We start from the raw sequence: 24238 nt of genomic DNA, 5'->3' as shown, positions 1-24238 counted from the left end.
GTAGTTAACGCGCATGAGCGACCTGCTCTCTATCGGCGCTTCGGGCGTCCGCGCATATCAGACCGCGCTCACCGCCGTCGGCGAAAACATCGCCAATGTCGGAACGGACGGCTATTCGCGTCGCACGGTCACCATGCGCGAGGTCGCGCCCGCCGCAGGCCTTGCCGCCAACAAGGTCTCGGCCGGCTCGGGCGTGATGGTCGAGGGCATCGCGCGGGCCACCGACGTCTATGCGAGCGCCGCCGTTCGCGCCGCCACCGCCGACCTGTCGCGCACCCAGACGGGGGCCACCTGGCTGACCCGGATCGAGGGCGCGATGACGGGCGATCAGGTCCAGACCCGGCTCACCGCCTTCTTCACCGCCGCGCGCACGCTGGCGGCCGAGCCGACCTCGGGCGCGTTGCGCTCGACGATGCTGGAAACCGCCAAGTCGACCGCGACCGCCTTCACCGCGACCGACTCGGCCTTCGAGCAGATCAACGCCGATTTCGACGGTCAGGCGCGCCAGGCTGCGCACGACCTGTCCTCGCTCGCCACCTCGCTGGTGCGGGTCAATGACGGGCTGGGCCGGACCCAGCCGGGCACCGCCGCCGCCGCGCAGCTGACCGATCAGCGCGACCAGATTCTGGCGCAGATGAGCGCGCTGTCCGACATCACCAGCACGACCGACCAGTTGGGCCGCGCGACGGTGCGACTCGGCGACCGGGCCGGTCCGGTGCTGGCCTCGACCGACATGGTCGGCTCGGTCAGCTATCAGCGTCGCCCCGATCGCAGCGTCGGCTTCACCGTCTCGCTGCAGGGCGAAAGCCACGACTTCATCCCCACCGGTGGCGCGCTCGCCGGTGCGCTCGACGGCGCGGAGCGGATCAACGCCACGCGGGCGGCCTTCAACCAGGTCGCCAAGGATTTCGTGAAGACGGTCAACGACCTTCAGGTCAACGGCCAGGACCTGACCGGTGCGCAGGGCAAGCCGATGTTCACCCTGGCCGACAACAGTGCCGTGATGGGTCTGAACTTCACCGAAGGATCGATGATCGCGGCGGCGAAGGACAATCAGGGGTCGCGCAACGCCGACAATCTGTACGATCTGCAAACGCTGCGCGGCACCGGCAAGTTCGAAGGGCGGCTGACCCAGATCGTCACCGACAACGCCACCACGCTCAAGCAGCGCCAGACCGTCGCCGAGGCGCAGACCGCGATCAGCGACGGCGCCAAGGCAACGCTGTCGGGCGCCTCGGGCGTGACGCTCGATTCGGAGGCGGTCACGCTGATGCGCTTCCAGCAGGCCTATTCGGCCTCCAGCCGGGTCATCCAGATGGCGCGCGAAACCTTCCAGTCGATCCTCGAGATCCGGTAACGGTCATGCAGATTTCCACCAACGTCTTCTACGACATGGCATCGCGGCGGATGACCGCGCTGACCGGCAAGGCCAATGCGGCCATGCTGGAGATCTCGACGGGCAAGAAGCTGCAAAACCCGTCCGACAACGCCGCCGCCGCCGCGCAGGTCGCCGAGTTCGACCGCCGCGACGCCGACGATGCCGTCTACAAGACCAATCTGACGCTCGCCGGATCGCTGTTGCAGCAGGCCGACACCACGTTGGGCCAGATCGGCAACCAGGTGCAAAAGGCGCTGGAGCTGGCGACGCAGGCGGCCAACGGCACGCTGTCGGTCGCCAACCGCGCCAGCGTCGGCGATCAGATCGCCTCGATCCGCGACGCGCTGGTCGGCCTCGCCAATTCCAAGGACGCGCGCGGCCTGCCGCTGTTCGGCGCGGCGGCGGGGACCGACGCGGTACGGCTGAGCGGTGGCGCCTACACCTATACCCAGGCCGATGTGTCGGAGATTCCGATCGCCGATGGCCAGTCGATCGAGGTTTCGGTCGGTGCCGAGCGGGTGTTCAAGGCCGGCGACAGCGACACGCTGAACGTGCTGAACAGGCTGGTCACCGCGTTGCAGACCAACACCGGCGATGTCGCCGGGACGATCCGCGACTCGATGGACAAGCTGTCCGCCGCCAACGACAATATCGCCAGCGTTCAGGCCTCGATCGGTGCGCGCGAGGCGCGGGTCGAACTGCAACAGGGGTTGCAGGAACAGGCCGCGACCGATCGCGCCACGCTGCGCTCGACCGTCGAGGACGCCGATCCGACCGAATCGATCACCAAGCTGCAACAGACGATGACGGTGTTGCAGGCCACCCAGGCCAGCTTCACCAAATTAACGAGCCTGTCGCTCTTCGATTATCTGAAGTGATCGAAGGGGTTCGGTAACTCTATCTTGAGGTTACGGCGCTAGTCCGGAGATCGGACCGCCGACATGTCGGTTCTCTGGAGAATCATTCCACCATGTTTCCTGCCATCGGCCTGGTCATCCTGCTCGGCATGGTCTTCGGCGGCTTCGCCATTACCGGCGGCAAACTGGGACCCGTGTTCGAGGCGATCCCGCACGAAATGCTCATCATTGGCGGCGCGGCCGTCGGTGCGCTCGTCATCGGCAATTCCGGCAAGGAGCTGAAGGCGCTGGGCGGCGCGATGGGCAAGATCTTCAAGGGGCCCAAGTACAAGAAGCAGGACTATCTCGACGTCATCTTCCTTGTCTCCAAGCTGATGAAGATGCTGCGCACCGAAGGTCCGATCGCGCTGGAGCCGCATGTCGAGGACCCCAAGTCCTCCTCGGTCTTCGCCGAATATCCGCGGCTCGTCGCCGACCATACGCTCGTCAACCTGATCGCCGACACGCTGCGCCTGGTCGTGGTGTCGTCCGGAACGCTCGACGTGCACGCGGTCGAGGAGGTCATGGACAACGCGATCAAGACCCATCACCACGAGGTCGAAGGGCCGCAGGGCACGCTGCAGAGTCTCGCCGACTCGCTGCCCGCGCTCGGCATCGTCGCGGCCGTGCTCGGCATCGTGAAGACCATGGGTTCGATCGACAAGCCGCCGAGCGTGCTGGGCGGCATGATCGGCTCGGCGCTGGTCGGCACCTTCATGGGCGTGCTTCTGGCCTATGGTATCGTGAATCCGTTCGCGGGCCGCCTGAAGCAGGTGATCGATGCCGACGCCGCCATCTATCACGTCGTCAAGCAGATCATCATCGCCTCGCTCCATGGCCATCCGCAGCCGCTGGTGATCGAAGCCGCGCGCTCCGGCATCGCGCACAAGGACCAGCCCGGCTTCGCCGAGGTGTTCGACGGTCTGCGGGGCCGCTAAGCCATGGCCCGCGCCCCCCACGGCAAGAACGAGCCGCCCAAGATCGTCATCGTCAAGAAGATCATCGCCGATGGTCATGGCGGGCATCATGGCGGCGCGTGGAAGGTCGCCTATGCCGATTTCGTGACGGCGATGATGGCGTTCTTCCTGTTGCTGTGGCTGCTCGGCGCGACGACCGAGAAGCAGCGCAAGGGCATCGCCGACTATTTCGCGCCGACCCTGCTCGACACCAAGTCGACGGGTATCGGCGGCGGCGTTCTGAACGGCGGACCCGGTGCGGGCCGTCAGCAGCAGGCCGCGAGCGGCCGCCTTCAGGTCATCATTCCCAAGGTGATGGAGGGCGGCGGCGACAAGGCGGGAACCGGCGACAAGGGATCGCTGCGCAATCCCAATGCCGTGGTGCAGGACAAGAAGACGTTCGACGCGATCAAGCGCGAGCTCCTCAAGAAGATGCAGGTTACGCCCGAGCTCCGCAAGCTGGCGCAACAGGTGCGGTTCATCCCCACCGACGACGGGCTGCGCATCGATCTGGTCGACAATGCCGATTATTCGATGTTCGCGACGGGCACCACCAGTCTGGAGCCGGCCGCGTCACAGCTGATCGGCACCATCGCCAAGACGGTGGCGGATGTGCCCAACACGATCATGATCCGCGGCCATACCGACAGCGTGCCCTATGGCGATCCGCGTGCGATGAACAACTGGATGTTGTCCTCGGGCCGTGCCGAGGCGACTCGGCGGCGTCTGGCGGCCGGCGGACTGCCCGAATCGCGCTTCGAGCGGATCGAGGGCGTCGCCGATCGCGAACCGATGATCGCGAGCAACCCGTCCGATCCGCGCAACCGGCGCGTGGCCATCACCCTGCTCTATCGCAAGGGCGTGTTCGGCGAGTGACCGGTCGGCCGGGTAATCCCGGGCCCGGCCCCAATTCTGGATCAGTTCAGGTCCTGAACCAACAGGGCGGCGGCTTCGCGCTGCTGGCGGGCGTCGCGGATCGCCTCGGTCTTCAGGCTGCGCTCGGCCAATAGGGTCCAAGCGGCTTCGGCGCGCCGCGCGCGTTCGCGCACCAGCGCGAGCGGGCTGTCCTCGGCCTCGCGGTGGCAGCGTTCGGCGTGGGCGGCGAAGGTCTGGCTGTCACGCATCGAAACATCTCCTCGAACAGAAACAAAAAAGGGGGCGAAAAGCTCGCCCCCTCGCATCGTCCTCAATCGGCCGGCTGAAGATTGACCGCGCTCGTCTTGCCGCGGCGGTCCTGCTCCAGTTCGTAGTGCAGCCGCTGGTTCTGGTTCAGCGAGATCATGCCCGCCCGTTCGACCGCGGAGATATGGACGAAGGCGTCATTGCCGCCGCCATCGGGCGCGATGAAGCCATAGCCCTTGTCGGCGTTGAAGAATTTGACGGTGCCGGACTGGCTCATGCTGTTTTCCTTCTGAACGGACCGCCGAGACATGGTCGATCCTTATGCTTCGACAGCAGGGAAAGAAGGAAAAGGGGGCCGCAAAGCGCCAAGAACCGTCGATATGCGACTATAGCGCAACCCATGTCGGGTGCCCGGCGATAATTACAACCAGGCGGCGCATTTATTATCGTCCTGGCGCGAATCGCGGCGTGGCGTCTCGAAGACTTTGGGGCGCGTGGCGATGGTCGGAAAAATATTGGGTGGCGGGCGAATATATCCGTCGATTCCCAAGGGTTGCGGATGAAAAGGTCCATTGCCGCCAGGTGCCATGAAAAACGCCCGCCGTCCTGCTCCGGGAGAAGAGCGGACGGCGGGCGATCTTCACGCCACCGAGGTGGAACCGGGGATTATTCCTCGGTCGCGGTCTCGGCGCCCTTGCGGGGCTTGCGCGGGGCGGTGGTGCCGTTGCGCTGGCCGGGCTTGCGGCCCAGGCCGATCTTCTTGGCCATCGCGCGACGGCTTTCCGAATAGCTCTCGGCAACCATCGGATAGTCCGGCTTCAGGCCGTAACGCTCGCGATATTCCTCCGGCGTCAGGCCATGGGTGGCCAGGTGACGGCGCAGCGTCTTGTACGGCTTGCCGTCGATCATCGAAATGATGTGATCCTTCGACGCCAAAGACTTACGCGCCGAAACGGCGGGGACATATTCGGTGGGCGCCTCGACATCAGTCGTCTGCGGCGCGCTGCCCAGAAGCGACGACACGGTTTCGTGCATCTTGCCGAGAAATGCGGGAACCTCCTCCGCCGAGGTGCGGGTATTGGGATTGCCCAACCACGCGATCGTCAGTTCGGTTGCCAGTTCAACGGCATTCACATCGATAGGGTCGTCGGCCATGTTACGCTCCTGTTGCAATTGATCGTGAACTAGCCGTGATTTCCGCAACGTCAACCTGTAGCGGTGTCATTTTTGCTCCTGAAACGTAATATTTCGGGCAATATTTCTCTTCAGGAGCGATATGATCTCTAGGGCGTGAATTTCTTTTACACGGATCAATATAGCCCACCTCGGATCAGCATTTGCCCATGTCGGGTCGTGATCGCCATCAAGGCCTTACAGGCCGTTCGAAAACGCAGACAATTGCAACGATGCCAGTGCGCACAGGTATCCTTTGCAAAGCGCACGATTGCATTTTTTGCAAGAAAAATTGATGAGCTTGCAGTTGTGTTAATCGTGCGGCTGACGCAAAGGGAACAGGCCTTTCAGGCATCCTCTCCTAAAAACTTTCACGGCTGGTCTTCGGACCAGCCTTTTTTTTGGCTATGCAGCGGGCATCGGCCGGCTTAGGCTCACCATGTCGCCGCGCACACCATAACAAATAAGCAGGAGCGGAAGCCGCCGGGAAACCGGCACCGCGCGACGATACCGGGGGTTGAGCGACCCGTCGCTCCCCCCGTCCAACTTTATCCCTGGATTCGCGACGTTCAGCTCTTGTCGGTCGGCGCCTTGCGCTGGACGAACTGTTCCAGCGCCGACAGTGCCAGCCCGGCGATCGCGGTGACATCCGGCCGGGTTGATGCGGGCGGAGTCGGTGCAGACGGGGGCGGTGGGGGCATGGCCGCATCGCTCGCGTTTGGTGCTGGTGTCGGATCGGTGGCCCCGCGCGTCGTATCGCGCGTCAGGGCGGCCGCCATGGCGACGACGCCCGTGGCGATCAGTTGCCGTCCCATCGGGCTGCGCGCCTGATCCAGCAGGACCTGCCCCACCCGGTGCAGCGGCGAGGGCTGTTCCCCGGCGGCCCGCGCCGCGGCAGCCTGTTCGAAGGCGGCCCGTTCGGCCTTTTTCTGTTTCTTCTTCTGCTTCTTCTTCTTGCCCATCGCCGCGCCACTCCCGCCAAGCTGTATTTGCAATATAATACACCTGCGTACCCATTCAACGGGCGAGGCGGATCAGCCGTTCAGCGTGCGGGCGCGGCGGCGTTGCACCGAGCTGCCGATGCCCATCGACTCGCGATATTTGGCCACCGTCCGCCGCGCGATGTCGAAGCCCTTGGCCTGGAGCAGTTCGACCAGCGTGTCGTCGGACAGGATCTTGGCGCCTTCGTTCGCGATCAGCGTCTTGATCGCGCTCTTCACCGCCTCGGCCGACACCGCATCGCCGCCGTCCGCCGCCGCGATGCCGCTGGTGAAGAAGAATTTCAGCTCGAACAACCCGCGCGCGCAGCTGAGATACTTGTTGCTGGTCACCCGGCTGACGGTCGATTCGTGCATGCCGATCGCCTCGGCGACGCGCGCCAGCGTCAGCGGCTTCAGATGCGCGACGCCGTGGAGGAAGAACGCCTCCTGCTGCTTCACGATTTCGGTCGCGACCTTGATGATCGTGCGCTGCCGCTGGTCGAGCGCCTTCATCAGCCAGTTGGCGCTGGCCAGACAATCGGCGAGCCACGCCTTGGACCCCTTGTCCTGCGGGCCGTGGCGCAGCTCCTGATAATAGCGGCGGTTGACCAGCACGCGGGGCAGGGTGGCGGTGTTGAGCTCGATGCCCCAGCCATTCTTCGTCCGGGTAACGAACAGATCGGGCACCACGCCCTGCGCGGCATCGCCGCCATAGCGACAGCCGGGCTTGGGGTCATAGCCGCGCAGCTCGCGGATCATGTCCGCCATGTCCTCGTCATCGACCCCGCACAGCCGCTTCAATCGGACCAAGTCGCCGCGTGCGAGAAGGTCGAGATTGGCGATCAGCCTGGCCATGCACGGGTCGTAACGGTCCGCCTCACGCGCCTGGAGTGCCAGACATTCGGCCAGATCGCGCGCGCCGACGCCGGTGGGATCGAAGCTCTGGACGACGCCCAGCACCGCCTCTACCTGCGCCACCGCGACGCCCAGACGCTGCGCGATCTCACCCAGCGGCACGGTCAGATAGCCCGCCTCGTCCAGCTGGTCGATCAGATGGCTGGCGATGGTCCGCTCGACGCCCGACAGGACGAGCGCCGCCTGCGCCTCCAGATGCTCGGCGAGATTGGGCGCGGCGTCGGCCAGCGAGTCCCAGTCGGGACCGTCCTCGCTCCCCAAGCCGGTGCCGCCACTTCCGCCGTTCAACGACAGGCCGCCATCGGGGCCGGTGCCGCCATCGGCGATGCTGTCCTGCTGATGGCTTTCGGTGGCGTAGTCCAGGTCGAGCGCACGGTCCTCGGCCGGTGCGGTGCCGCTCACCAGTTCGTCGGCACCCGCCGGGGCCTCGCGCTCGGGGCGTTCGGGCGTCGCCACCTCGCGCACCGCACTCGCGTCGAGCAGGGGGTTCTTCTCCACCTCCTCGGCGATGAACGCCTCGATCTCCAGATTGGACAGCGTCAGCAGCTTGATCGCCTGCTGCAACTGCGGCGTCATCACCAGCGATTGCGACTGGCGGATGTCGAGGCGCGGCGCCAGGCTCATGGTTTTGTTCCTCCCCTGCAAGGGGAGGGGGACCATGCGAAGCATGGTGGAGGGGTGTCGCCCTCTCGATGGCGGGGTACCCCTTCGTCAGGCCTGCGGCCTGCCACCTCCCCTGCGAGGGGAGGAAGGAGAGAGATGTCAATCCGCCCCGCGCCGCCCGCCGCGCCGGTCATGCCCACAGGTGCGGATCGACGGGCGCTTCTCATCAGATCAGAGCGAGAAGCCTTCGCCCAGATAGAGCCGGCGGACATTGGCGTCGGCGACCAGTTCCTCCGGCGATCCGGTGAACAGCACGCGGCCGTCATAGATGATGTAGGCGCGGTCGACGATGTCGAGCGTCTCGCGGACATTGTGATCGGTGATGAGGACGCCGATGTCGCGGCTCTTCAGGTCCTTCACCAGATCGCGAATGTCGGCGATCGAGATCGGATCGATGCCCGCGAACGGTTCGTCGAGTAGCATGATCGACGGGTCGGCGGCCAGCGCGCGCGCGATCTCGGCCCGGCGACGTTCACCACCTGACAGCGCCATGGCGGGCGCGGCGCGCAACCGCGTCAGCCCGAATTCCTCGAGCAGTCGGTCGAGCTTGCGCGCGCGCTCGGCCGGGTCCGGCTCGGCCAGTTCGAGCACGGTCGAGATGTTCTTCTCGATCGACAGCCCGCGAAAGATCGAGGTTTCCTGCGGCAGATAGCCCAGGCCCAGGATCGCGCGGCGATACATGGGCAGGCCGGTGATATCCTCGCCGTCCAGCATGATGCGGCCCGAATCGGGCTTCACCAGCCCCATGACCGAATAGAAGCAGGTCGTCTTGCCCGCGCCATTGGGTCCGAGCAGGCCGATCACCTCGCCGCGCCCGACCGACACCGACACGTCGGTCAGGACGACGCGCTTGTCATAGCTTTTGGCGATCGAAACGACCTGAAGCCCTTGCGACACGGGCGGCTCGGCCGCCGGGCGCGGGGCGCCGCCGGTGCGATCGCTGCCCTCGCGGGTCGGGGTTTCCATGTCCATCGGCCGGTGTCTTCCCTTTCCTGGGCGACTGTAGCGGCCCCCGCGCCGACCGCAAATGGTCATCGGCGCGGACGGCATCGCCCTGATGATGTCAGTTGCGGTCTGGGACCGAGAAGGTGCCCGTCACCCGGCCCGACGGCGCGCGTGTCGTGGTGCCCGCTGCCGCGCCGCTGCCGCCGCCCGCGACCGACGATCCGTCGATCACCGCGCGACCGGTATCCAGATTGATGGTCAGCCGCCCGCCGCTCACCGTATTGCCGCCCTGGGTCAGGGTGACGTTGCCCAGCATGGTGATGACCCGGCGGTTGAGGTCGTAGATCGCATATTGGCTGCGCGCGGTCTGGTCGGGCCGCTTGACGACCACCCCGCCCGAGGCGTCCAGCCGCGAGACCTGCGGATTGCCGCCGATCACCTGGCCGGTATAGGCCACCGTCATCCGCGCTGCGTTCAGCGTCATCTCCGCCTGGCGCACCGCGACATTGCCCGCCAGGACGGCGCGATTCGCCTTGTCCTGCAACTCGATATGGTCCGCGCCGAAATCGATCGGCGCGCGGCTGTTGTGCCGGGTCTGCGCCGGGGCGGAGGCCGCGAGGGCGATGAGGACAGGCGCCATCACGGCGGTGAGCTTGTGCATGACGCGCTATTTCGTGCTTTACGGGACGATGCGCAAGCGGGCGTTGCCATCCAGCGTGACGGTGCGATCTTCCAGATTGGCCCGCAGCTTATCGGCGCGGAACGTGCCCTGCGGAACCTGTCCGGTGACCGCCCCGCCCGAAACCAGCATCCGCTGCTGCAGATCGATCGTCGCGTCGTGCGTCTTCAGATTATAGCCGCCGGCCGATTTGAAATCGAGCGGACCGTCCAGCTTCACCTGTTCGGTGCGCATGTCATAGCGGCCCGAATTGGCGCTGACCGTGGCGGGGCCGTCCGACAGGCGGATCTGCGCGGCCAGCCGGTTGAGCTGGACCACCGGCTCGGCCGAGCTGCGCTGGATCGCCGAGCCAGCGTCGAGCGAGAAGGGCTGCCCCTTGTCGTCGACGCCGCGATACTGCGCCGCCTGGATCTTCATCCGCTCCTGCGCGACCTCGACCTTCTTCTTGTCGAGCACGAAGGACACCTCGCTCGACGAATAGATCGGCGCCATCACCAGGAACGCGGTCAGCACGCCGATCGCGCTGGGCAGCACCCAGCGGGCCATCGTCACGAATCGGTCGTGACGGCTGCCCGGCGCGGCCCAGATCTGGCGCTGGGTGCGGACGCGGTCGGCGATTTCGGACATGGCGGCCTTTCCTGCGAAGCCCCGATTCAGGCAAAGATACCTTAGGCGTGGGCGAAGATATCGGTTTCCGGCCAGCCCGCCAGATCGAGTTCGGCGCGCGCCGGCAGGAAATCGAAACAGGCCTGCGCCAGTTCCATCCGCCCCTCGCGTACCAGGCGCTTGTCCAGCTCCACCTTCATGCGGTGAAGATAGCGCACGTCCGATGCGGCATATTCGCGCTGCGCGTCCGACAGTTCGGGCGCGCCCCAGTCCGACGACTGCTGCGCCTTGGACAGCTCGATGCCCAGCAATTCGCGCACCAGTTCCTTCAGGCCGTGGCGGTCGGTATAGGTGCGGATCAGCCGCGAGGCGATCTTGGTGCAGTAGACGGGGGCGGCCACCACGCCCAGATAATGGCGGATCGCGGCGATATCGAATCGCCCGAAATGATAGAGCTTCAGCCGTGCCGGATCGGCCAGCAGCGCGCGCAGATTGGGCGCGGCATAGTCGCTGTCGGGCGAAAAGCGGACGAGATGCTCGTCCGGGCCGCCATCGGACAGCTGGACGACGCACAGCCGGTCGCGCGGCGTGATCAGGCCCATGGTCTCGGTATCGACCGCGATCGCGGCGCCGGGCGCGAACAGATCGGCGGGAATGTCTTCTTCATGCAGGTGAACGGTCATGGACATGCCCTAGCGACCGGCGGGGCAAGCCTCAACCATGATGATGGAGTCGGGGATCGGCGAAGACGCGGTGCGGCGGCGTCCGGTTCGCCACGGCAATTCGCGCGAATTTTCGGAGATGTTGTGGAGTTTCGGCCACAATTCCGACGCAATCTGCTTTGTTCGCGATAAAGCGAGAAGCGGTTCGCACGATTTCGTTCGCGATGGCTCGCCTTCTGCGTTATGGATCGGAACTAGGCGCAAAAGGTTTGGCGCCAAAAGACCCGCGCTCTTCGTCCGGCGCACGGTTCTTGAAGATGACATTTGCGGGCGAACCGGGAAGACGAACAGGGCTTATGGGTTTCGATAGAGGTAGCCGGGGCAATCGCGGCACGCGTGGTCGCGACAAGCGGGACAATTTCGGCGGCAGCGACGATTTCGGTGGCGGCGGCTTCGGCGGCGGTGACCGTTTCGGTGGCGGCGGCTTCGGCGGTGGCTTCGGTGGTGGCGATCGCTTCGGCGGCGGCGGCGATCGTGGCGGCTTCGGCGGTGGTGATCGCGGCGGCTTCGGCGGCGGCGGTGGCGGCGGCTTCCGTGGCGGCGGCGGTGGCGGCTTCGGCGGCGGTCGTGGCGGCGGCGGCATGCCCCCCCAGGTCGTTGGCGAGGGCACCGGCGTCGTGAAGTTCTTCAACGCGCAGAAGGGCTTCGGCTTCGTCGTGCGCGATGACGGCGGCGAAGACGTGTTCGTGCACATCTCGGCCGTCGAGCAGGCGGGCCTGACCGGTCTGGCCGAGGGGCAGCCGCTCGGCTTCACCCTGGTCGATCGCGGTGGCCGCATCTCGGCGACCGAACTGAAGATCGAGGGCGAGCCGCTTCCGGTCCAGGAACGCGCCCCCCGCGAACCGCGTGAAGGCGGCTTCGGCGGCGACCGTGATCGTGGCCCGCGCGGTGGCGCCGGCGGCGGTTTCGGTGGCGCCCCGCAGCGTCAGCTGACCGGTGAGAAGGCGACCGGCACGGTCAAGTTCTTCAACGCGATGAAGGGCTTCGGCTTCATTCAGCGCGACGATGGCCAGCCCGACGCGTTCGTCCACATCTCGGCCGTCGAGCGCGCCGGCATGGGTTCGCTGAACGAAGGCGACCGTCTGCAGTTCGAGATCGAAGTCGATCGTCGCGGCAAGTACGCAGCGGTCAACCTGCAGAACGAGGGCTGATCCCCTCGGCTGAATAAGCCTCCCTTTTCGGGCGACAGGGCCCGGCGTCGCAGCGATGCGACGCCGGGCCTTTTCGTTTTGATGGGGTCTTTGCCTTTGATCCAGTGGCGGTCGGCGCTGGAGAGTTGCGGGTGCGCGGGGCTTTCCATCGACGCAGTGCGAACGCTACATCGTCGGCCATGTCCCGCCCTTCCATCACCAATGTGCTGTTCGTGAGTAGCCAGAACCGGCTGCGCAGTCCGACCGCCGAGCAGGTCTTCGCGACGCGCCGCGACCTGGAGGTCATGTCGGCGGGTACGAATAACGATGCCGACAATCCGCTGACCGCCGAACTGGTGACTTGGGCCGATGTCATCGTGGTCATGGAGAAGATCCACCGCACCAAGGTGCAGACGCGGTTTCGATCCGCCCTGAATGGCAAGCGGATGATCTGCCTTGATATTCCGGACGACTATGCCTTTATGGACCCAGCCTTGATCACCTTGCTGACGGCCCGGTTGGCCCGCCATTTCCCATCGCGGTGAGTGTGGGCGGTAACGCTCGATCGCACCATGCCCGCGATCATGCACGGCCCGTGACGGTTGCGGTTGCAGGGGGGTGCGTTAGGCGCTCCGCCTGCGCAACGGCCACCGCCACCCACGCCGCACCGCGATCCAACGTAGCAACGCCAGTATCAGTAGCCCCGCCACCAACCAGGGCAAGCCCCCGATCGCCAGGGTGATCAGCGACGCGATGCTGGCCGACAGGGTCTCGCCCGCGCTGAACAGGCTCTGGAGAATGGGCGAGCGATCGCTGGGTATCGCGCTGAAATGATAGCTGATGGTCACACGCGACATGGCGACGCGCTGCGCGAGATCGGCCTGCGCGGCGCGTGCGGCGTCAAGTTCTTCCTGCGTCGTGGCATAGGTGCGTTCGGCTTGAACCAGTTCACCGACATTGCCCTTGCCCGCCCGGATGATTGTCAGCAGCCGTTCGGCCAGCGCCTGTTTCGCGCGCACACGAGCGTCGGTATCGATCACCTGGCGCGTGACGTCCTCGGCCTCGACCTGGCGGCTGGCGACGCGAGCGCCGCTTTCGGTCGCCAAGGCGTCCAGCCGCTGATTGACGTTCGGCACCATATGCGCATCGATCAGCAGCACGGCCTCATCGTTGACGACCGAATCATCGGGTCCGGACGTGTCGAGCGACGACGACATGACCAGGCAGCGGGTCGGCCCCAGCTTGCGGCACAGCGCCAATTGCTGGCCTTGCACCTTCGCAACGGTACGCTCATCGAAATCATAGGTGACCGAATAGCTATAGGCGATGCGCGGCCCATTGGCGGAGGACGGGGAAGGCGCATAGCCCATCGGGGCCGGGACTGGCTCCTCGACATTGAAGGTGTCCATTTTTTCGACCCGGCCATGCGGCGCGCGATCGCATGCGATCAGTGCCAGTGATAGCAACATGACAAACCAATGGCGCATGACGTCGTCTCCCCTAGTTCATTGTATCATGGTCCGAGCAACGGCCTGTCAATGCGATGACAGGCGCGGGCGGAATTTCACCAATCGGCGATGAACCATCGTCCCGCCGCCGCGTAGCCCGTTCCGGACTCCACACGAACGGACCGCACCATGTCTCACTCAGCTTTGCCCGCCCCCGTCCGCCTGCTCGGCCCCGCCGGTATCCTGCCGCAGGCGATCTGCGTCGCCTTCGCCCTGCTGTGGCCCGAGCAGCGGATCTTGGCGGGGATCGCCGGTGGATTGTATGCCGCGTCGATCCTGTCCTTCCTGGGTGGGCTGTGGTGGATCGAGGCGCTGATGCGCGGTGACCAGCGCGCCGTCCCTTATGTCATTGCCGTCCTGCCCAGCCTGATCGCCTGGGCGGCGCTGCTGGCGCCGCTGACGGGGCTGAGCGGCATGGCGGGGTCGTTGTTGTTGCTGGGCATCGTCATCCTGATGTCGCCGATCGCCGACAAGAGCATCGGGCGGCTGGCGAGCGACATGCCGGGCTGGTGGCGGCTGCGCTGGGGGCTGTCGATCGGGCTGGGTGGGCTGACGCTGCTGCTGGGCGCGATCCTGGCGTGATACGCAACCGGCTTGCCTCGCTGGCCATGCTCCTGTACCGATCAGTACACTGAAAGATGATCGAGAGGCATGATGCGTCCGCCATTTCCGCCCTTCACCAGCGAAACCGCCATACAAAAGGTTCGCGCCGCCGAGGATGCCTGGAACAGTCGCGACCCGGAACGCGTGGTGCAGGCCTATACGCCTGACTGCGCATGGCGGAACCGGGCGCAGTTCGTCACCGGTCATGCCGAGATCGTCGCCCTCCTGCGTGCCAAATGGACGCGTGAGCTGGACTATCGTCTGATCAAGGAGGTCTGGGCGCAGGAGGGCAGCCGGATCGCGGTTCGCTTCGCCTATGAATGGCATGACGATAGCGGCCAATGGTATCGGTCCTATGGCAATGAGAATTGGGATTTCGCCGAGGACGGCCGGATGGCGCGTCGGATCGCGTCGATCAACGACCTGCCGATCGCCGAGGACGCGCGACTGTTCCACTGGCCGCTGGGTGCGCGTCCCGCCGATCACCCGTCGCTGAGCGACCTGGGGCTGTAACGTCATGGCGCGGATCGTCGCCGAGCGGGCGGACACGCTGCCGGGCCTGATCGAGGCGTTTCGCGAGCATGGCTATGCCGGGGCCAGCCTGTCGACGATCGGCGCGGCGACGGGGCTGGGGCGGGGGAGCCTCTATCACTTCTTTCCCGGCGGAAAGCGCGAAATGGCCGAGGCGGTGCTGGCCGACATCGCCGCCTGGTTCGAGGCATCGGTCTTCACGCCGCTGGCCTACGCGGAGGACCCGCGCGCCGGTATCGAGGCGATGATGGTCGCGATCGACCGCTATTTCCAGTCGGGACGCCGGGCGTGCCTGATGGGTGCCTGGGGACTGGGGGCGACGCGCGATCCCTTCGCCGAGGCGATTACCGGCTATTTCCAGCGCTGGATCGCCGCGCTTCAGGCCGCGCTGATGCGGGGCGGAGTGGCGGCGGATCATGCGCTGACGCTGGCGCAGGATGTGGTCGGCGGTATCCAGGGCGCGATCACGCTGTCGCGCGCACTCGACGATCCGGGGCTGTTCCGCGCGACGCTGGGGCGGCTGACGGCGCGGCTCTACACCGCGCTCGCCAGCGCCGGGTGAGGCGGGGGGGGGGGGGGCAGCGCCCCCGCCCGGTTCAGATCGCAGCCAGCGCCTGTTCGCAATCGGCGATCAGGTCGTCGGCATCCTCGACCCCGATCGAGATGCGCACCAGATTGTCGGTGATGCCCAACGCCGCCTTGCGTTCGTCGGGGACCGACAGATGCGTCATCGCCGCCGGGTGGCTCGCCAGCGTCTCGGTGCCGCCCAGGCTGACCGCCAGCTTGGCGATGCGAAGCGCGTCGAGGAAACGGAAGGATTCCGCCTCGCCGCCCTTGAGATAGAGCGAGAAGGTCGACCCGCCGCCCGTGCAGTGGCGGCGATAAATGTCGGCCTGCCGCTCCAGGCCCGGCGTGCCTTCAAGAAAGCCGAGATAGCCGACCCGCTCGACCTTGGGATGATCCCGCAGGAAGGCGCAGACCTTCGCCGCATTTTCCCCAGCGCGGCTCATCCGTAGCTCCAGCGTCTCCAGCGAACGCAGCAGCATCCAGGCGGTGTTCGGATCGCAGATGGTGCCGATGGTGTTGCGCATCGAGCGGATGGTGGCGATATGCGCCTTCGACCCCAGCACGCCGCCCGCGACCAGGTCGGAATGGCCGCCGGCATATTTGGTCAGCGAATAGACGACGAGATCGGCGCCGTGCTTGAGCGGCCGCTGCCAGAGCGGACCGAGAAAGGTGTTGTCGATCGCGATCGGTGGCTTTTCGCCCGCATCGGCAAAGGCCGCGTCGCGCGCCGCCGCCACGGCTTCGATGTCGACCAGCGCATTGGTCGGGTTGGCGGGGCTTTCCAGATAGATCATCGCGACCCGCCCCAGTGCGGCGGCCTTGGCGAGCACCGCGTCGATCTCCTCGCGGGTGGCGCCGGCGGGGAAGTCGAGCCACTGGACCCCGAACCGGCCCAGGATGCGGCCGATCAGCGTCTCGGTCGCGGCATAGAGCGGGCCGGAATGGACGATGACGTCGCCCGGCTGGACCATCGAAAGGAACAGGGTGGCGATCGCCGCCATGCCGCTGGAAAAGGTCAGCGCATCCCCCGCCTCGTCCCAGATGGCTAGGCGGTCCTCCAGAATTTCCTGGTTCGGGCCGTTGAAGCGCGAATAGACCAGCCCGTCCGCGCCGCCGGGGCGCTTGCCGGTCACGCCCTCGAAATGGCGCTTGCCGGCGGCGGCGTTGGGGAAGACGAAGGTCGAGGTCAGGAAGATCGGCGGTTTCAGCGACCCTTCCGACAGCACCGGATCGAAGCCGTAGCCCATCATCAGCGTCGATGGCTTCAGCTTGCGGTCGCCGATGGTCGTCGCATCGCTCTTGCGGTCGGTGGTGGCCCCGGCCGCAGCCTGGCCCTGCGGCGGAACGCCGGTCAGATCGGATTCGGTCGGCATGGATAATCTCCTCGGGACATTGGGGACCGCTCTGTCGGCGGCCATGTCCCGAGGATAACGCGACAAATGGCTTTGGCGAGATGCCAATCTTCCTCCCCTGGAAGGGGAGGTGGCGCGCGCAGCGCGTCGGAGGGGTGTCCAGCTATCGATAGGGTGACACCCCTCCGTCAGGCCTTCGGCCTGCCACCTCCCCTTTCAGGGAAGAATTTATGACGGGAGACCGACCAGCGAAATCTGGCGGCCATAGGAAGGTTCGCCGCGATGGGTGGCGCGGCGGAAGCTGAAGAAGCGATCCTCCTGCGCATAGGTGTCCTCACCCAGCGCGGCGACGCGGGTGATCCCGGCGGCGGCGAGGCGGTGCGCAACATAGGCCTCCAGGTCGAACTGGTAATGGTCCGCACGGGTGCCGTCGGCGAAGAAGCGCTCATTGTCGGGATCGGCCTCGGCGAAGCGGCGCAGAAAGCCGGCATCGACCTCATAGCTGGCGCGCGCGATGCACGGGCCGATGGCGGCGGCGATCCGGTCGCGCCGCGCGCCCAGTGCTTCCATGGCCAGCAAAGTGGCGTCGGTGATCCCGCCCAGCGCCCCCTTCCACCCGGCATGGGCCGCGCCGACGACGCCCGCCTGCGGATCGGCGAACAGCACCGGCGCGCAATCGGCGGTCAGGATGCCGAGCAACAGGCCCGGCCGGTTGGTCACCAGCGCGTCGCCATGCGGGCGGACATCGTCCTCAGGCGGGGTCAGGATCGTCACCGCCTCGGCCGAGTGGATCTGATAGCAGGTGATCAGCCGAGCACCGGGCAGCACCGCGTCTCGGGCGAGGCGACGATTCTCGGCGACCGCATCGGCGTCATCCTCGGAGCCCAGCCCGACATTCAGCCCGCCATGAATCCCCGCCGACACGCCGCCGCGCCGCCCGAGAAAGCCGTGTGGCACATCGCCGAGCAGCGGCGTGCGAAGCGTTTCGATGGTCATAGCGACAGCCTCATGATCCGGTCCTCGTCGATGGTGGCGCCCACGGGGAAGTCGTAGCGACCGACATCGACGAAGCCGTAGCGCGCGTAAAAGGCCTTGGCCCGGTGATTGTCGACATAGACCGACAAGATCAGCTCGCTGGCGCCGCGTACCCGCGCGGCGGCGATCGCCCAGTCCATCAGCGCGGGGCCGATCCCTGCACCCAGATGGCTCGACGCGACATAGAGCTGGTAGAGTTCGATGGCATCGTCGGGCCATTCGCCGGGAAAGCCGACGGGGCCGATCTTGGCATAGCCGATGATCGCCGCGTCCGCGACCGCCAGGCGGATGGTGAAATCGGGGTGGCCGATTTGGGCAGGCAGGCCTTCGGGGCCAAAGGCTTCGTCCAGAAACGCGTTCAGGTCGGCGGGCGGATAGAGATGGCCGAATGTCTCGGTGAAGGACGCGCGCGCCATCGCGGCCAGCGCCTTGCCATCACCGGGCGCGGCGTCACGATAGGCGATCATTCGCCATACCCCGCCGGCACCGGCCAGTCGGGCCGGGTCACCGCCAGCGCGCGGAACAGCGTGCCCATGTCCTGCATCAACCGGTTGCGATCGGCGAGCAGCGCATCGGCGCGATCGGGATGCGCACGGGCGAGGCCGGCGGTGCGCTGATCGATGCCCAGCGCGCCCAGCAGATCGCGCTGCGTCACCGGGCCGAAGGCGGCGAGGCCCGAGCCTTGCGCGGCGGCGGCCAGCGTCGTGAAATCGACATGCGCGCTCAGATCCTGTTCGCCCGGCCGATCGAAGGGATTGGCATAGGCGTGCCCCCGCACCGCCTGCAGCGTGTCGGCGATGGCGGGGCCTTCATAGCCATAGTCGATAATCAGCGCGGCCCCGCCCTGCGCGGCGATCCGGGCGGCGAGCTGGCGCATCACCGCGACGCTGGTGGGGGACACCTCGATGACAGACCCGGCCTCGGCTTCGCGCAGCGGCTCGGGAATGATCTCGGGCGGCACCGGCGGGCCGGCGATCGGCAGGAACAGCAGGTCCTGCGCCGCGACCAGCCGCTCGTGCCAGCCCTCACCGCGGCGGACGAGCTGGCGGATGGGCAGCGCGTCGAAGAATTCGTTGGCGACGACGATCAGCGGCCGGTCGGTGGGCAGCGTCTCGACCGTGTCGTGCCAAGTGGCGTCGGCGACCCGCTCGGCCTGGGCGGTACGCAGCGTCGCGCTGGTCTCGACGAAATGGATGCTGGGCGCAAAACCCGCCTTGGCCATCGCCCGCCGGGCGTCCGCCGCCAGCGTGCCGCGCCCCGGCCCCAGTTCGACCCAGTGAACCTCGGGCCGCCCCGCGCGGTCCCACAGGTCGGCGCACCACAGGCCGATCAGCTCGCCGAACATCTGGCTGATCTCGGGGCTGGTGGTGAAGTCGCCGCCCGCGCCCAGCGGATCGCGGGTGCCGTAATAATGCGCATTGGCGGCGGCCATGAACTGCGCCACCGGGATCGGCCCGGCCAGCGCGATGGCGCGGGCGAGCCGTTCGGGCAGCGCGTCCTCGGGCTCGGGCTTGTGATCGGCGGGGGGGATCAACGGGTTGGTCATGTCCCCGCTCTGCCGATCCGCCCCGTTTGCGGCAAGCCCGTCAGACATCCTTGGGCGGATCGACATGCCTCTTGTTCTATAACGCCCCTCTCCCCTGGACAGGGGAGAGGGTTAGCGAAGCTTGCCAGCCTGCTGGCTAGCGCAGCTTGGGTGAGGGGTTGAGCGAGCCTGCGGCTCGCGCGCTCTTCGAGCGCCACCCCTCACCCAGCTCCGACTAAGTCTTTGCTCTGGCAAAGACCAAGTCTGCACAACCCTCTCCCCTCTATGAGGGGAGAGGGGAAAACAGGGTTGCCGCGATGTCGATTCGCGTGAGCGATCAGGAAACGCTGTGGGTACCCGCGATCGGCTCGACCCGGACGCGGCGCGCCTTGGCGGAGTTCATCAGGTAGAGGCCGCCCAGGATCATCGGCACGCACAGCCACTGGCCCATGTGCAGCCCGGTCATCTCGGCGAACTGGCGAAGCTGCTGGTCGGGTTCGCGGAAGAATTCGACGATGAAGCGCGCGATGCCATAGCCGAGCAGGAACAGGCCCGACAGCTTGCCCGGATCGTACCGCGCCTTGGTCCGCCAGAAGGCGAAGCTCATCACCGCGAACAGGATCAGCCCTTCGAGGCCCGCCTCATAGAGCTGGCTGGGATGGCGCGCCGGGTCGGGCAGGCCGAAGGGCACGGTGCGCGGGAAGATGATCGCCCAGGGAACGTCGGTCGGCTTGCCCCACAGCTCGCCGTTCACGAAATTGGCGAGGCGGCCGAGGAACAGCCCGACCGGCGCGGTGCAGACCAGATAGTCGAGGATGCGCAAGCCCTGCAGCTTGTGCTTGCGCGCGAACAGCCAGACGCCGAGGCCGACGCCGATCGCGCCGCCGTGAAAGCTCATCCCGCCATCCCACAGCCGCAGGATGCGCAAGGGGTGCAGGAACATCTCGGGCGCGTAGAAGATCACATAGCCGATCCGCCCGCCCAGGATGATGCCCAGCGTGGCATAGAAGACCAGATCGTCGGCATGGGTCCGCGACATCGGCGCACCCGGCCGGTCGAGCATCTTGCCCAGATACCACCAGCCGAACAGGATGCCGGCGATATAGGCCAGGCTGTACCAGCGGAGCGTGAAGAAGCCGATCGAGAAGACGTCCGGGTGCAACCCCAGATCCTCGAACCGGATATGGCCGCTGGCGGCCGCGAGCATGGGCAGGATCAAGCGTGTTTCCCTTATCTCTGGCCCGCTCTCATAGAGCGGCCGAGCGACAACACCAAGACCATGGGTTCGGTGCCCTTATGGCGGGGTTTGGGTGGGGCGTGGCCTTCGACTTCGCTCAGGCTGAACGGGTTGTTGTATCCAGAATCATTTCCTACCTCCGTTCAGCCTGAGCGCAGTCGAAGGCCACGCTGCGAGCGCCGCGAAATAGGGTTCACGCGAAGCCGCGAAGAAGGGGTTCGCGCAGAGGCGCGGAGGACGCAGAGATGTCCGGTCCGGCCGCAAGGCCAGTCCCTGCTCCGTGAGCGACACGGTCTGCCGATTGAGACGGCAGGATGCCCGCGCCGCCGGTCCCCCTCTGCGTCCTCCGCGCCTCTGCGCGCAAAAAGCCTTCGCGTCTTCGCGTCTCCGCGCGAACAATCGACTCCTTCGCTCTGAGACAGAGAAACCCCGCGCTTGCCTGCCCGCCCTTGTCCGGTAAGGCTCCGCCGCGATGGAGTTGAGCAGGCGCAACATCTTGGTCGGTGGGGGCGTGGGGGCCGGGTTGGTCGTCGCCTGGGGGCTGTGGCCGCGCGCCTATGCCCCCAATCTGGCGACCGAACCCGGCCAGCAGGCGTTCGGCGCCTGGCTGAAGATCGGGCGCGACGGTATCGTCACCGTCGCGGTGCCGCAGGCCGAACATGGGCAGGGGATCGCCACCACGCTGGCGCAGGTCGTCGCCGACGAATTGGGGGCCGACTGGCGCACCGTCGCGGTCGAGACGGCGCCGCTCAGCCCGCTCTACGCCAATCCGGTCGCGGTCGATTCGCTATTCGAGGGCGCGTTCGGCCGGTTGCCGGCGGCGATGCGCGATGAATGGTTGCGGCGCGACATGGTGATGTTGACCGCCGGATCGTCCTCGCTGCGCATGTTCGAGGAACCGGCCCGCGCGGCGGCGGCGACCGCGCGCGCGCTGATGGCGCAGGCCGCCGCGCGCCGCTGGGGCGTGGACTGGACGCTGTGCGAGGCCAGGGACGGATTCATCGTCGTGGGCGATCGCCGCCTGCGCTTCGCCGAACTGGCCGAGGCGGCGGCGGGCGAGACGGTGCCGCAGCCTTTGCCGCTGGGCAGCGGCGGCGCTGGCAAGCTGGCGGGCAAGGATGTGCCCCGGCTCGATTCGCCGGCCAAGGTCGATGGCTCGGCCAATTTCACCGCCGACATCCGCCTGCCCGACATGGTGCATGTCGCGCTTCGCCATGCGCCGTTGGGGCACATGCGCGGGCTGCGGATCGATCGCGACGCGGCGATGAAGGTCACCGGCGTCGTCGATGTGATCGAGGGCGACGAATGGGTCGCGGTCGCCGCCGCCAGCTGGTGGATCGCGCAAAAGGGGCTGGACGCGCTTCACCCCCGGGCGGTCACCGATGGTCCCCGCCTGACCAATGCAGGGATCGCGCAGGCGCTGGAACGGGCGCTGGCCGAGGAGGGGTGGCTGGTCACGTCGCGCGGCGATGTCGCGGGCGCGCTGGAGGGCGACGGGCTGGTGTCCGCCAGCTACCGCGTCGGCGTCGGGGTGCACGCCGCGATCGAGCCGCGCGCGGCGGTGGCGGCGTGGCGGGACGATGGGCTGGAGCTGTGGGTGCCGACCCAGGCGCCGGTGCGCGCCCGCGCGGTCGCGGCGCAGGCGGCGGGGATCGCGGTGGACCGGGTGGTCGTCCATCCCATGCCGATCGGCGGCGGCTTCGGCATCGGGCTGGAGACGGAGGCGGTCGCGCAGGCCGCCACGATCGCCGCCAGGCTGAAGCGCCCGGTCAATCTGCAATGGTCGCGCGCCGACGATCTGCGCCGCGACGCCTTCCGCGCGCCCGCGCTCGCCCGGATGACCGCGCGGCTGGACAAGGGCCGGATCACGGGTTGGCGCAGCCGGATCGCGACCCCCTCTACCGGCGCAGGCCTGGCCGAGCGACTGATGCCCGGTGGCCTGACCCGATTCGGCATGGCGGGGCAGCGGCATGGCGATGCCTATGCGATGGGCGGCGCGGTGCCGGCCTATGCCTTGCCCGCGCTGGCGGTCCATCATCACCCGGCCGACCTGTCCTTGCCGACCGGGCATGTGCGTGGCGGCGCGCATGTCGCGAACTGCTTCTTCACCGAATCCTTCATCGACGAACTCGCGGCGCGATCGGTGGCCGATCGGCTCAACTGGCGGCTGGGGCTGCTGCGCGATACGCCACGGCTGGCGCAATGCCTGTCGACCGCCGCTTCGCTGGGCGGATGGGAAGGCGGCGGCGCGGGCAGCGGGCAGGGGCTGGCCGCGCACCGGTTTCGCGACAGCCATATCGCGGTCATGGCCGAGGCGCACCGCGATGCCGCCGGTCGCCCGGTCGTCGACCGGCTGGTCGCGGCGGTCGATTGCGGGCGGATCGTCCATCCGGATATCGTGCGCCAGCAGATCGAGGGCGGGCTGGTCTTCGGCCTCGCCAATCTGCTGGGCGCCGCGACCGGCTTCGCGCGGGGGCAGCCGCAGGCCGACCGGCTGGCGGCACTGAACCTGCCGCGCCTGGCCGACATGCCCGACATCACCGTCGAGCTGATCGCCTCGGACGAGGCGCCGGGGGGTGTCTCCGAACTCGCCGTCCCGCCGGTCGCCCCCGCCATCGCCAATGCGCTTGCCACTTTGGGCGGTGCTTCACGGATACGAAGCCTGCCGATGGAGTTTCCCGCCTGATGCTGCCCCCCGATCATCCGCCCGTCCCGCGTCCGAAGATCGGCGTGCTCCTGATGAACCTCGGCACGCCCGAGGCGCCCGAGCCGCGCGCGGTGAAGCGGTACTTGCGCGAATTCTTGTCGGATCGCCGGGTGATCGAAATCCCTGCGCTCCTCTGGCAGCCGATCCTGCGCGGCATCATCCTGAACACCCGGCCGAAAAAGTCGGCGCATGCCTATTCACTGGTATGGCGCGACGACGGCTCGCCGCTGGCCGCGATCACCCGCGCACAGGCGGTGGCGCTGAAGGACGCGTTCGGGCCGGGGGTGATGGTCGACTGGGCGATGCGCTATGGCCGTCCCGCCATTGCCGAGCAGGTGCAGGCGATGAAGGATGCCGGGTGCGAGCGCATCCTGCTGGCCCCGCTCTATCCGCAATATTGCGCGGCGACGACCGCGACCGCCAATGATAAGGCGTTCGCGCACCTCGCCACGATGCGCTGGCAGCCGGCGATCCGCACCCTGCCGCCTTATTATGACGACGCGCTCTATATCGATGCACTGAAGACGCAGGTCGAGGCGCAGCTCGCCACGCTCGATTTCGAGCCGGAGGCGATTCTGGCCAGCTTCCACGGCATGCCGCAGCGAACGCTGGAGCTGGGTGATCCCTATCACTGCCATTGCCGCAAGACCGCGCGGTTGCTGGCCGAGGCGATGAAGGACACGCTGGGCGGTCGCGAACTGCTGGTCGCGTTCCAGTCGCGCTTCGGCCGCGCCAAATGGCTGGAGCCGGCGACCGACACGGTGCTGGAGGCGCTGCCGGGGCGGGGCATCAGGAAGGTGGCGATCCTGGCCCCCGGCTTCTCCGCCGATTGCATCGAGACGCTGGAGGAACTGGCGATTCGCGGGCGCGAAAGCTTCGAGGGCGCGGGCGGCACCCATTTCGCCTATCTGCCCTGCCTGAACGATACCGATATCGGGATAAACATGCTGCGCGGTTTGATCGAACGCGAGCTTCAGGGCTGGTTGCCGTAGCGTAATATTACATTGC

General features: G+C 67.0%; 26 protein-coding genes. 11 read left to right on the top strand and 15 right to left on the bottom strand.

Annotated features, from left to right (window positions below):
* The first annotated feature begins 13 nt into the window (after nt 1-13).
* The 4 genes from flgK (at nt 14) to ACQHGV_RS14290 (ending at nt 4106) form a co-directional block, all read left to right on the top strand.
* On the top strand, nt 14-1357 hold the full coding sequence (flgK, locus tag ACQHGV_RS14305) for a flagellar hook-associated protein FlgK (RefSeq protein WP_183949746.1): 1344 nt from the start codon (nt 14-16) through the stop codon (nt 1355-1357).
* A 5-nt stretch (nt 1358-1362) separates the two neighbouring features.
* Nucleotides 1363-2256: a flagellin N-terminal helical domain-containing protein gene (locus ACQHGV_RS14300; protein WP_183949748.1), complete on the top strand. Its 894-nt coding sequence runs from the start codon at nt 1363-1365 to the stop codon at nt 2254-2256.
* Between the two features lie 92 nt (nt 2257-2348).
* The gene (motA, locus tag ACQHGV_RS14295; protein WP_183949750.1) at nt 2349-3212 is read left to right on the top strand and encodes a flagellar motor stator protein MotA; all 864 of its coding nucleotides are present in this window, start codon (nt 2349-2351) and stop codon (nt 3210-3212) included.
* A 3-nt stretch (nt 3213-3215) separates the two neighbouring features.
* Nucleotides 3216-4106, top strand: coding sequence for a flagellar motor protein MotB (locus ACQHGV_RS14290; protein WP_183949752.1), 891 nt, complete (start codon nt 3216-3218; stop codon nt 4104-4106).
* Nucleotides 4107-4147: 41 nt separating this feature from the next.
* On the opposite strand, the gene ACQHGV_RS14285 is transcribed toward ACQHGV_RS14290, so the two are convergent.
* From ACQHGV_RS14285 to ACQHGV_RS14245, 9 genes are all read right to left on the bottom strand, one after another.
* On the bottom strand, nt 4148-4354 hold the full coding sequence (locus ACQHGV_RS14285) for a hypothetical protein (protein ID WP_183949754.1): 207 nt from the start codon (nt 4352-4354) through the stop codon (nt 4148-4150).
* A gap of 62 nt (nt 4355-4416) precedes the next feature.
* Nucleotides 4417-4629, bottom strand: coding sequence for a cold-shock protein (locus ACQHGV_RS14280; protein ID WP_183949756.1), 213 nt, complete (start codon nt 4627-4629; stop codon nt 4417-4419).
* Between the two features lie 389 nt (nt 4630-5018).
* Nucleotides 5019-5507, bottom strand: a complete 489-nt coding sequence (locus ACQHGV_RS14275; RefSeq protein ID WP_183949758.1) for a MucR family transcriptional regulator — start codon at nt 5505-5507, stop codon at nt 5019-5021.
* Nucleotides 5508-6094: 587 nt separating this feature from the next.
* The gene (locus ACQHGV_RS14270) at nt 6095-6487 is read right to left on the bottom strand and encodes a hypothetical protein (protein WP_440978698.1); all 393 of its coding nucleotides are present in this window, start codon (nt 6485-6487) and stop codon (nt 6095-6097) included.
* Nucleotides 6488-6559: 72 nt separating this feature from the next.
* Complete coding sequence (gene rpoN / locus ACQHGV_RS14265; protein ID WP_440978697.1) at nt 6560-8044, bottom strand: RNA polymerase factor sigma-54; 1485 nt, start codon at nt 8042-8044, stop codon at nt 6560-6562.
* 210 nt (nt 8045-8254) lie between these two features.
* Nucleotides 8255-9049: an LPS export ABC transporter ATP-binding protein gene (lptB, locus tag ACQHGV_RS14260; RefSeq protein WP_409789791.1), complete on the bottom strand. Its 795-nt coding sequence runs from the start codon at nt 9047-9049 to the stop codon at nt 8255-8257.
* 97 nt (nt 9050-9146) lie between these two features.
* Nucleotides 9147-9689, bottom strand: coding sequence for an LptA/OstA family protein (locus ACQHGV_RS14255; RefSeq protein WP_183949764.1), 543 nt, complete (start codon nt 9687-9689; stop codon nt 9147-9149).
* Between the two features lie 18 nt (nt 9690-9707).
* The gene (gene lptC / locus ACQHGV_RS14250) at nt 9708-10334 is read right to left on the bottom strand and encodes an LPS export ABC transporter periplasmic protein LptC (protein WP_409789759.1); all 627 of its coding nucleotides are present in this window, start codon (nt 10332-10334) and stop codon (nt 9708-9710) included.
* Between the two features lie 41 nt (nt 10335-10375).
* Nucleotides 10376-10996: a ribonuclease D gene (locus tag ACQHGV_RS14245; RefSeq protein ID WP_183949768.1), complete on the bottom strand. Its 621-nt coding sequence runs from the start codon at nt 10994-10996 to the stop codon at nt 10376-10378.
* Between the two features lie 335 nt (nt 10997-11331).
* On the opposite strand from ACQHGV_RS14245, the gene ACQHGV_RS14240 reads away from it, so the two are divergent.
* Together ACQHGV_RS14240 and ACQHGV_RS14235 are read left to right on the top strand one after the other, a co-directional pair.
* Complete coding sequence (locus ACQHGV_RS14240) at nt 11332-12186, top strand: cold-shock protein (protein ID WP_440978696.1); 855 nt, start codon at nt 11332-11334, stop codon at nt 12184-12186.
* Between the two features lie 179 nt (nt 12187-12365).
* On the top strand, nt 12366-12710 hold the full coding sequence (locus tag ACQHGV_RS14235) for a low molecular weight protein tyrosine phosphatase family protein (protein WP_440978695.1): 345 nt from the start codon (nt 12366-12368) through the stop codon (nt 12708-12710).
* A 78-nt stretch (nt 12711-12788) separates the two neighbouring features.
* Here ACQHGV_RS14235 and ACQHGV_RS14230 read toward each other — a convergent pair whose 3' ends face one another.
* Nucleotides 12789-13652, bottom strand: coding sequence for a DUF4349 domain-containing protein (locus ACQHGV_RS14230; protein ID WP_440978694.1), 864 nt, complete (start codon nt 13650-13652; stop codon nt 12789-12791).
* A gap of 150 nt (nt 13653-13802) precedes the next feature.
* Between ACQHGV_RS14230 and ACQHGV_RS14225 the strand changes: the two genes are divergently transcribed.
* The 3 genes from ACQHGV_RS14225 (at nt 13803) to ACQHGV_RS14215 (ending at nt 15369) form a co-directional block, all read left to right on the top strand.
* Nucleotides 13803-14255: a DUF3429 domain-containing protein gene (locus ACQHGV_RS14225; protein WP_440978693.1), complete on the top strand. Its 453-nt coding sequence runs from the start codon at nt 13803-13805 to the stop codon at nt 14253-14255.
* Between the two features lie 69 nt (nt 14256-14324).
* On the top strand, nt 14325-14789 hold the full coding sequence (locus ACQHGV_RS14220) for a nuclear transport factor 2 family protein (RefSeq protein WP_440978692.1): 465 nt from the start codon (nt 14325-14327) through the stop codon (nt 14787-14789).
* Nucleotides 14790-14793: 4 nt separating this feature from the next.
* Complete coding sequence (locus ACQHGV_RS14215; protein ID WP_440978691.1) at nt 14794-15369, top strand: TetR/AcrR family transcriptional regulator; 576 nt, start codon at nt 14794-14796, stop codon at nt 15367-15369.
* Nucleotides 15370-15403: 34 nt separating this feature from the next.
* Here ACQHGV_RS14215 and ACQHGV_RS14210 read toward each other — a convergent pair whose 3' ends face one another.
* From ACQHGV_RS14210 to lgt, 5 genes are all read right to left on the bottom strand, one after another.
* Complete coding sequence (locus ACQHGV_RS14210; RefSeq protein ID WP_440978690.1) at nt 15404-16747, bottom strand: cystathionine gamma-synthase family protein; 1344 nt, start codon at nt 16745-16747, stop codon at nt 15404-15406.
* A 207-nt stretch (nt 16748-16954) separates the two neighbouring features.
* The gene (gene pgeF / locus ACQHGV_RS14205) at nt 16955-17722 is read right to left on the bottom strand and encodes a peptidoglycan editing factor PgeF (RefSeq protein ID WP_440978689.1); all 768 of its coding nucleotides are present in this window, start codon (nt 17720-17722) and stop codon (nt 16955-16957) included.
* Nucleotides 17719-18228 carry a GNAT family N-acetyltransferase gene (locus tag ACQHGV_RS14200; RefSeq protein ID WP_183949783.1) on the bottom strand — a complete coding sequence of 170 codons (510 nt, stop codon included), beginning with the start codon at nt 18226-18228 and terminating at the stop codon, nt 17719-17721. The genes pgeF and ACQHGV_RS14200 overlap by 4 nt, the downstream gene beginning before the upstream one ends.
* Nucleotides 18225-19307, bottom strand: a complete 1083-nt coding sequence (locus ACQHGV_RS14195) for a class I SAM-dependent methyltransferase (RefSeq protein ID WP_440978688.1) — start codon at nt 19305-19307, stop codon at nt 18225-18227. Before ACQHGV_RS14195 ends, ACQHGV_RS14200 begins: the two co-directional genes overlap by 4 nt.
* 316 nt (nt 19308-19623) lie before the next feature.
* Complete coding sequence (gene lgt / locus ACQHGV_RS14190) at nt 19624-20505, bottom strand: prolipoprotein diacylglyceryl transferase (protein ID WP_440978687.1); 882 nt, start codon at nt 20503-20505, stop codon at nt 19624-19626.
* A 490-nt stretch (nt 20506-20995) separates the two neighbouring features.
* On the opposite strand from lgt, the gene ACQHGV_RS14185 reads away from it, so the two are divergent.
* Complete coding sequence (locus ACQHGV_RS14185; protein WP_440978686.1) at nt 20996-23209, top strand: molybdopterin cofactor-binding domain-containing protein; 2214 nt, start codon at nt 20996-20998, stop codon at nt 23207-23209.
* Nucleotides 23209-24222 carry a ferrochelatase gene (gene hemH, locus ACQHGV_RS14180; RefSeq protein ID WP_440978685.1) on the top strand — a complete coding sequence of 338 codons (1014 nt, stop codon included), beginning with the start codon at nt 23209-23211 and terminating at the stop codon, nt 24220-24222. Before ACQHGV_RS14185 ends, hemH begins: the two co-directional genes overlap by 1 nt.
* Nucleotides 24223-24238 lie beyond the last annotated feature (16 nt).

The organism is Sphingomonas pseudosanguinis, assembly GCF_052056765.1.
Taxonomy (GTDB): domain Bacteria; phylum Pseudomonadota; class Alphaproteobacteria; order Sphingomonadales; family Sphingomonadaceae; genus Sphingomonas; species Sphingomonas pseudosanguinis.
This window is presented reverse-complemented; position numbering and strand designations above follow the sequence as displayed.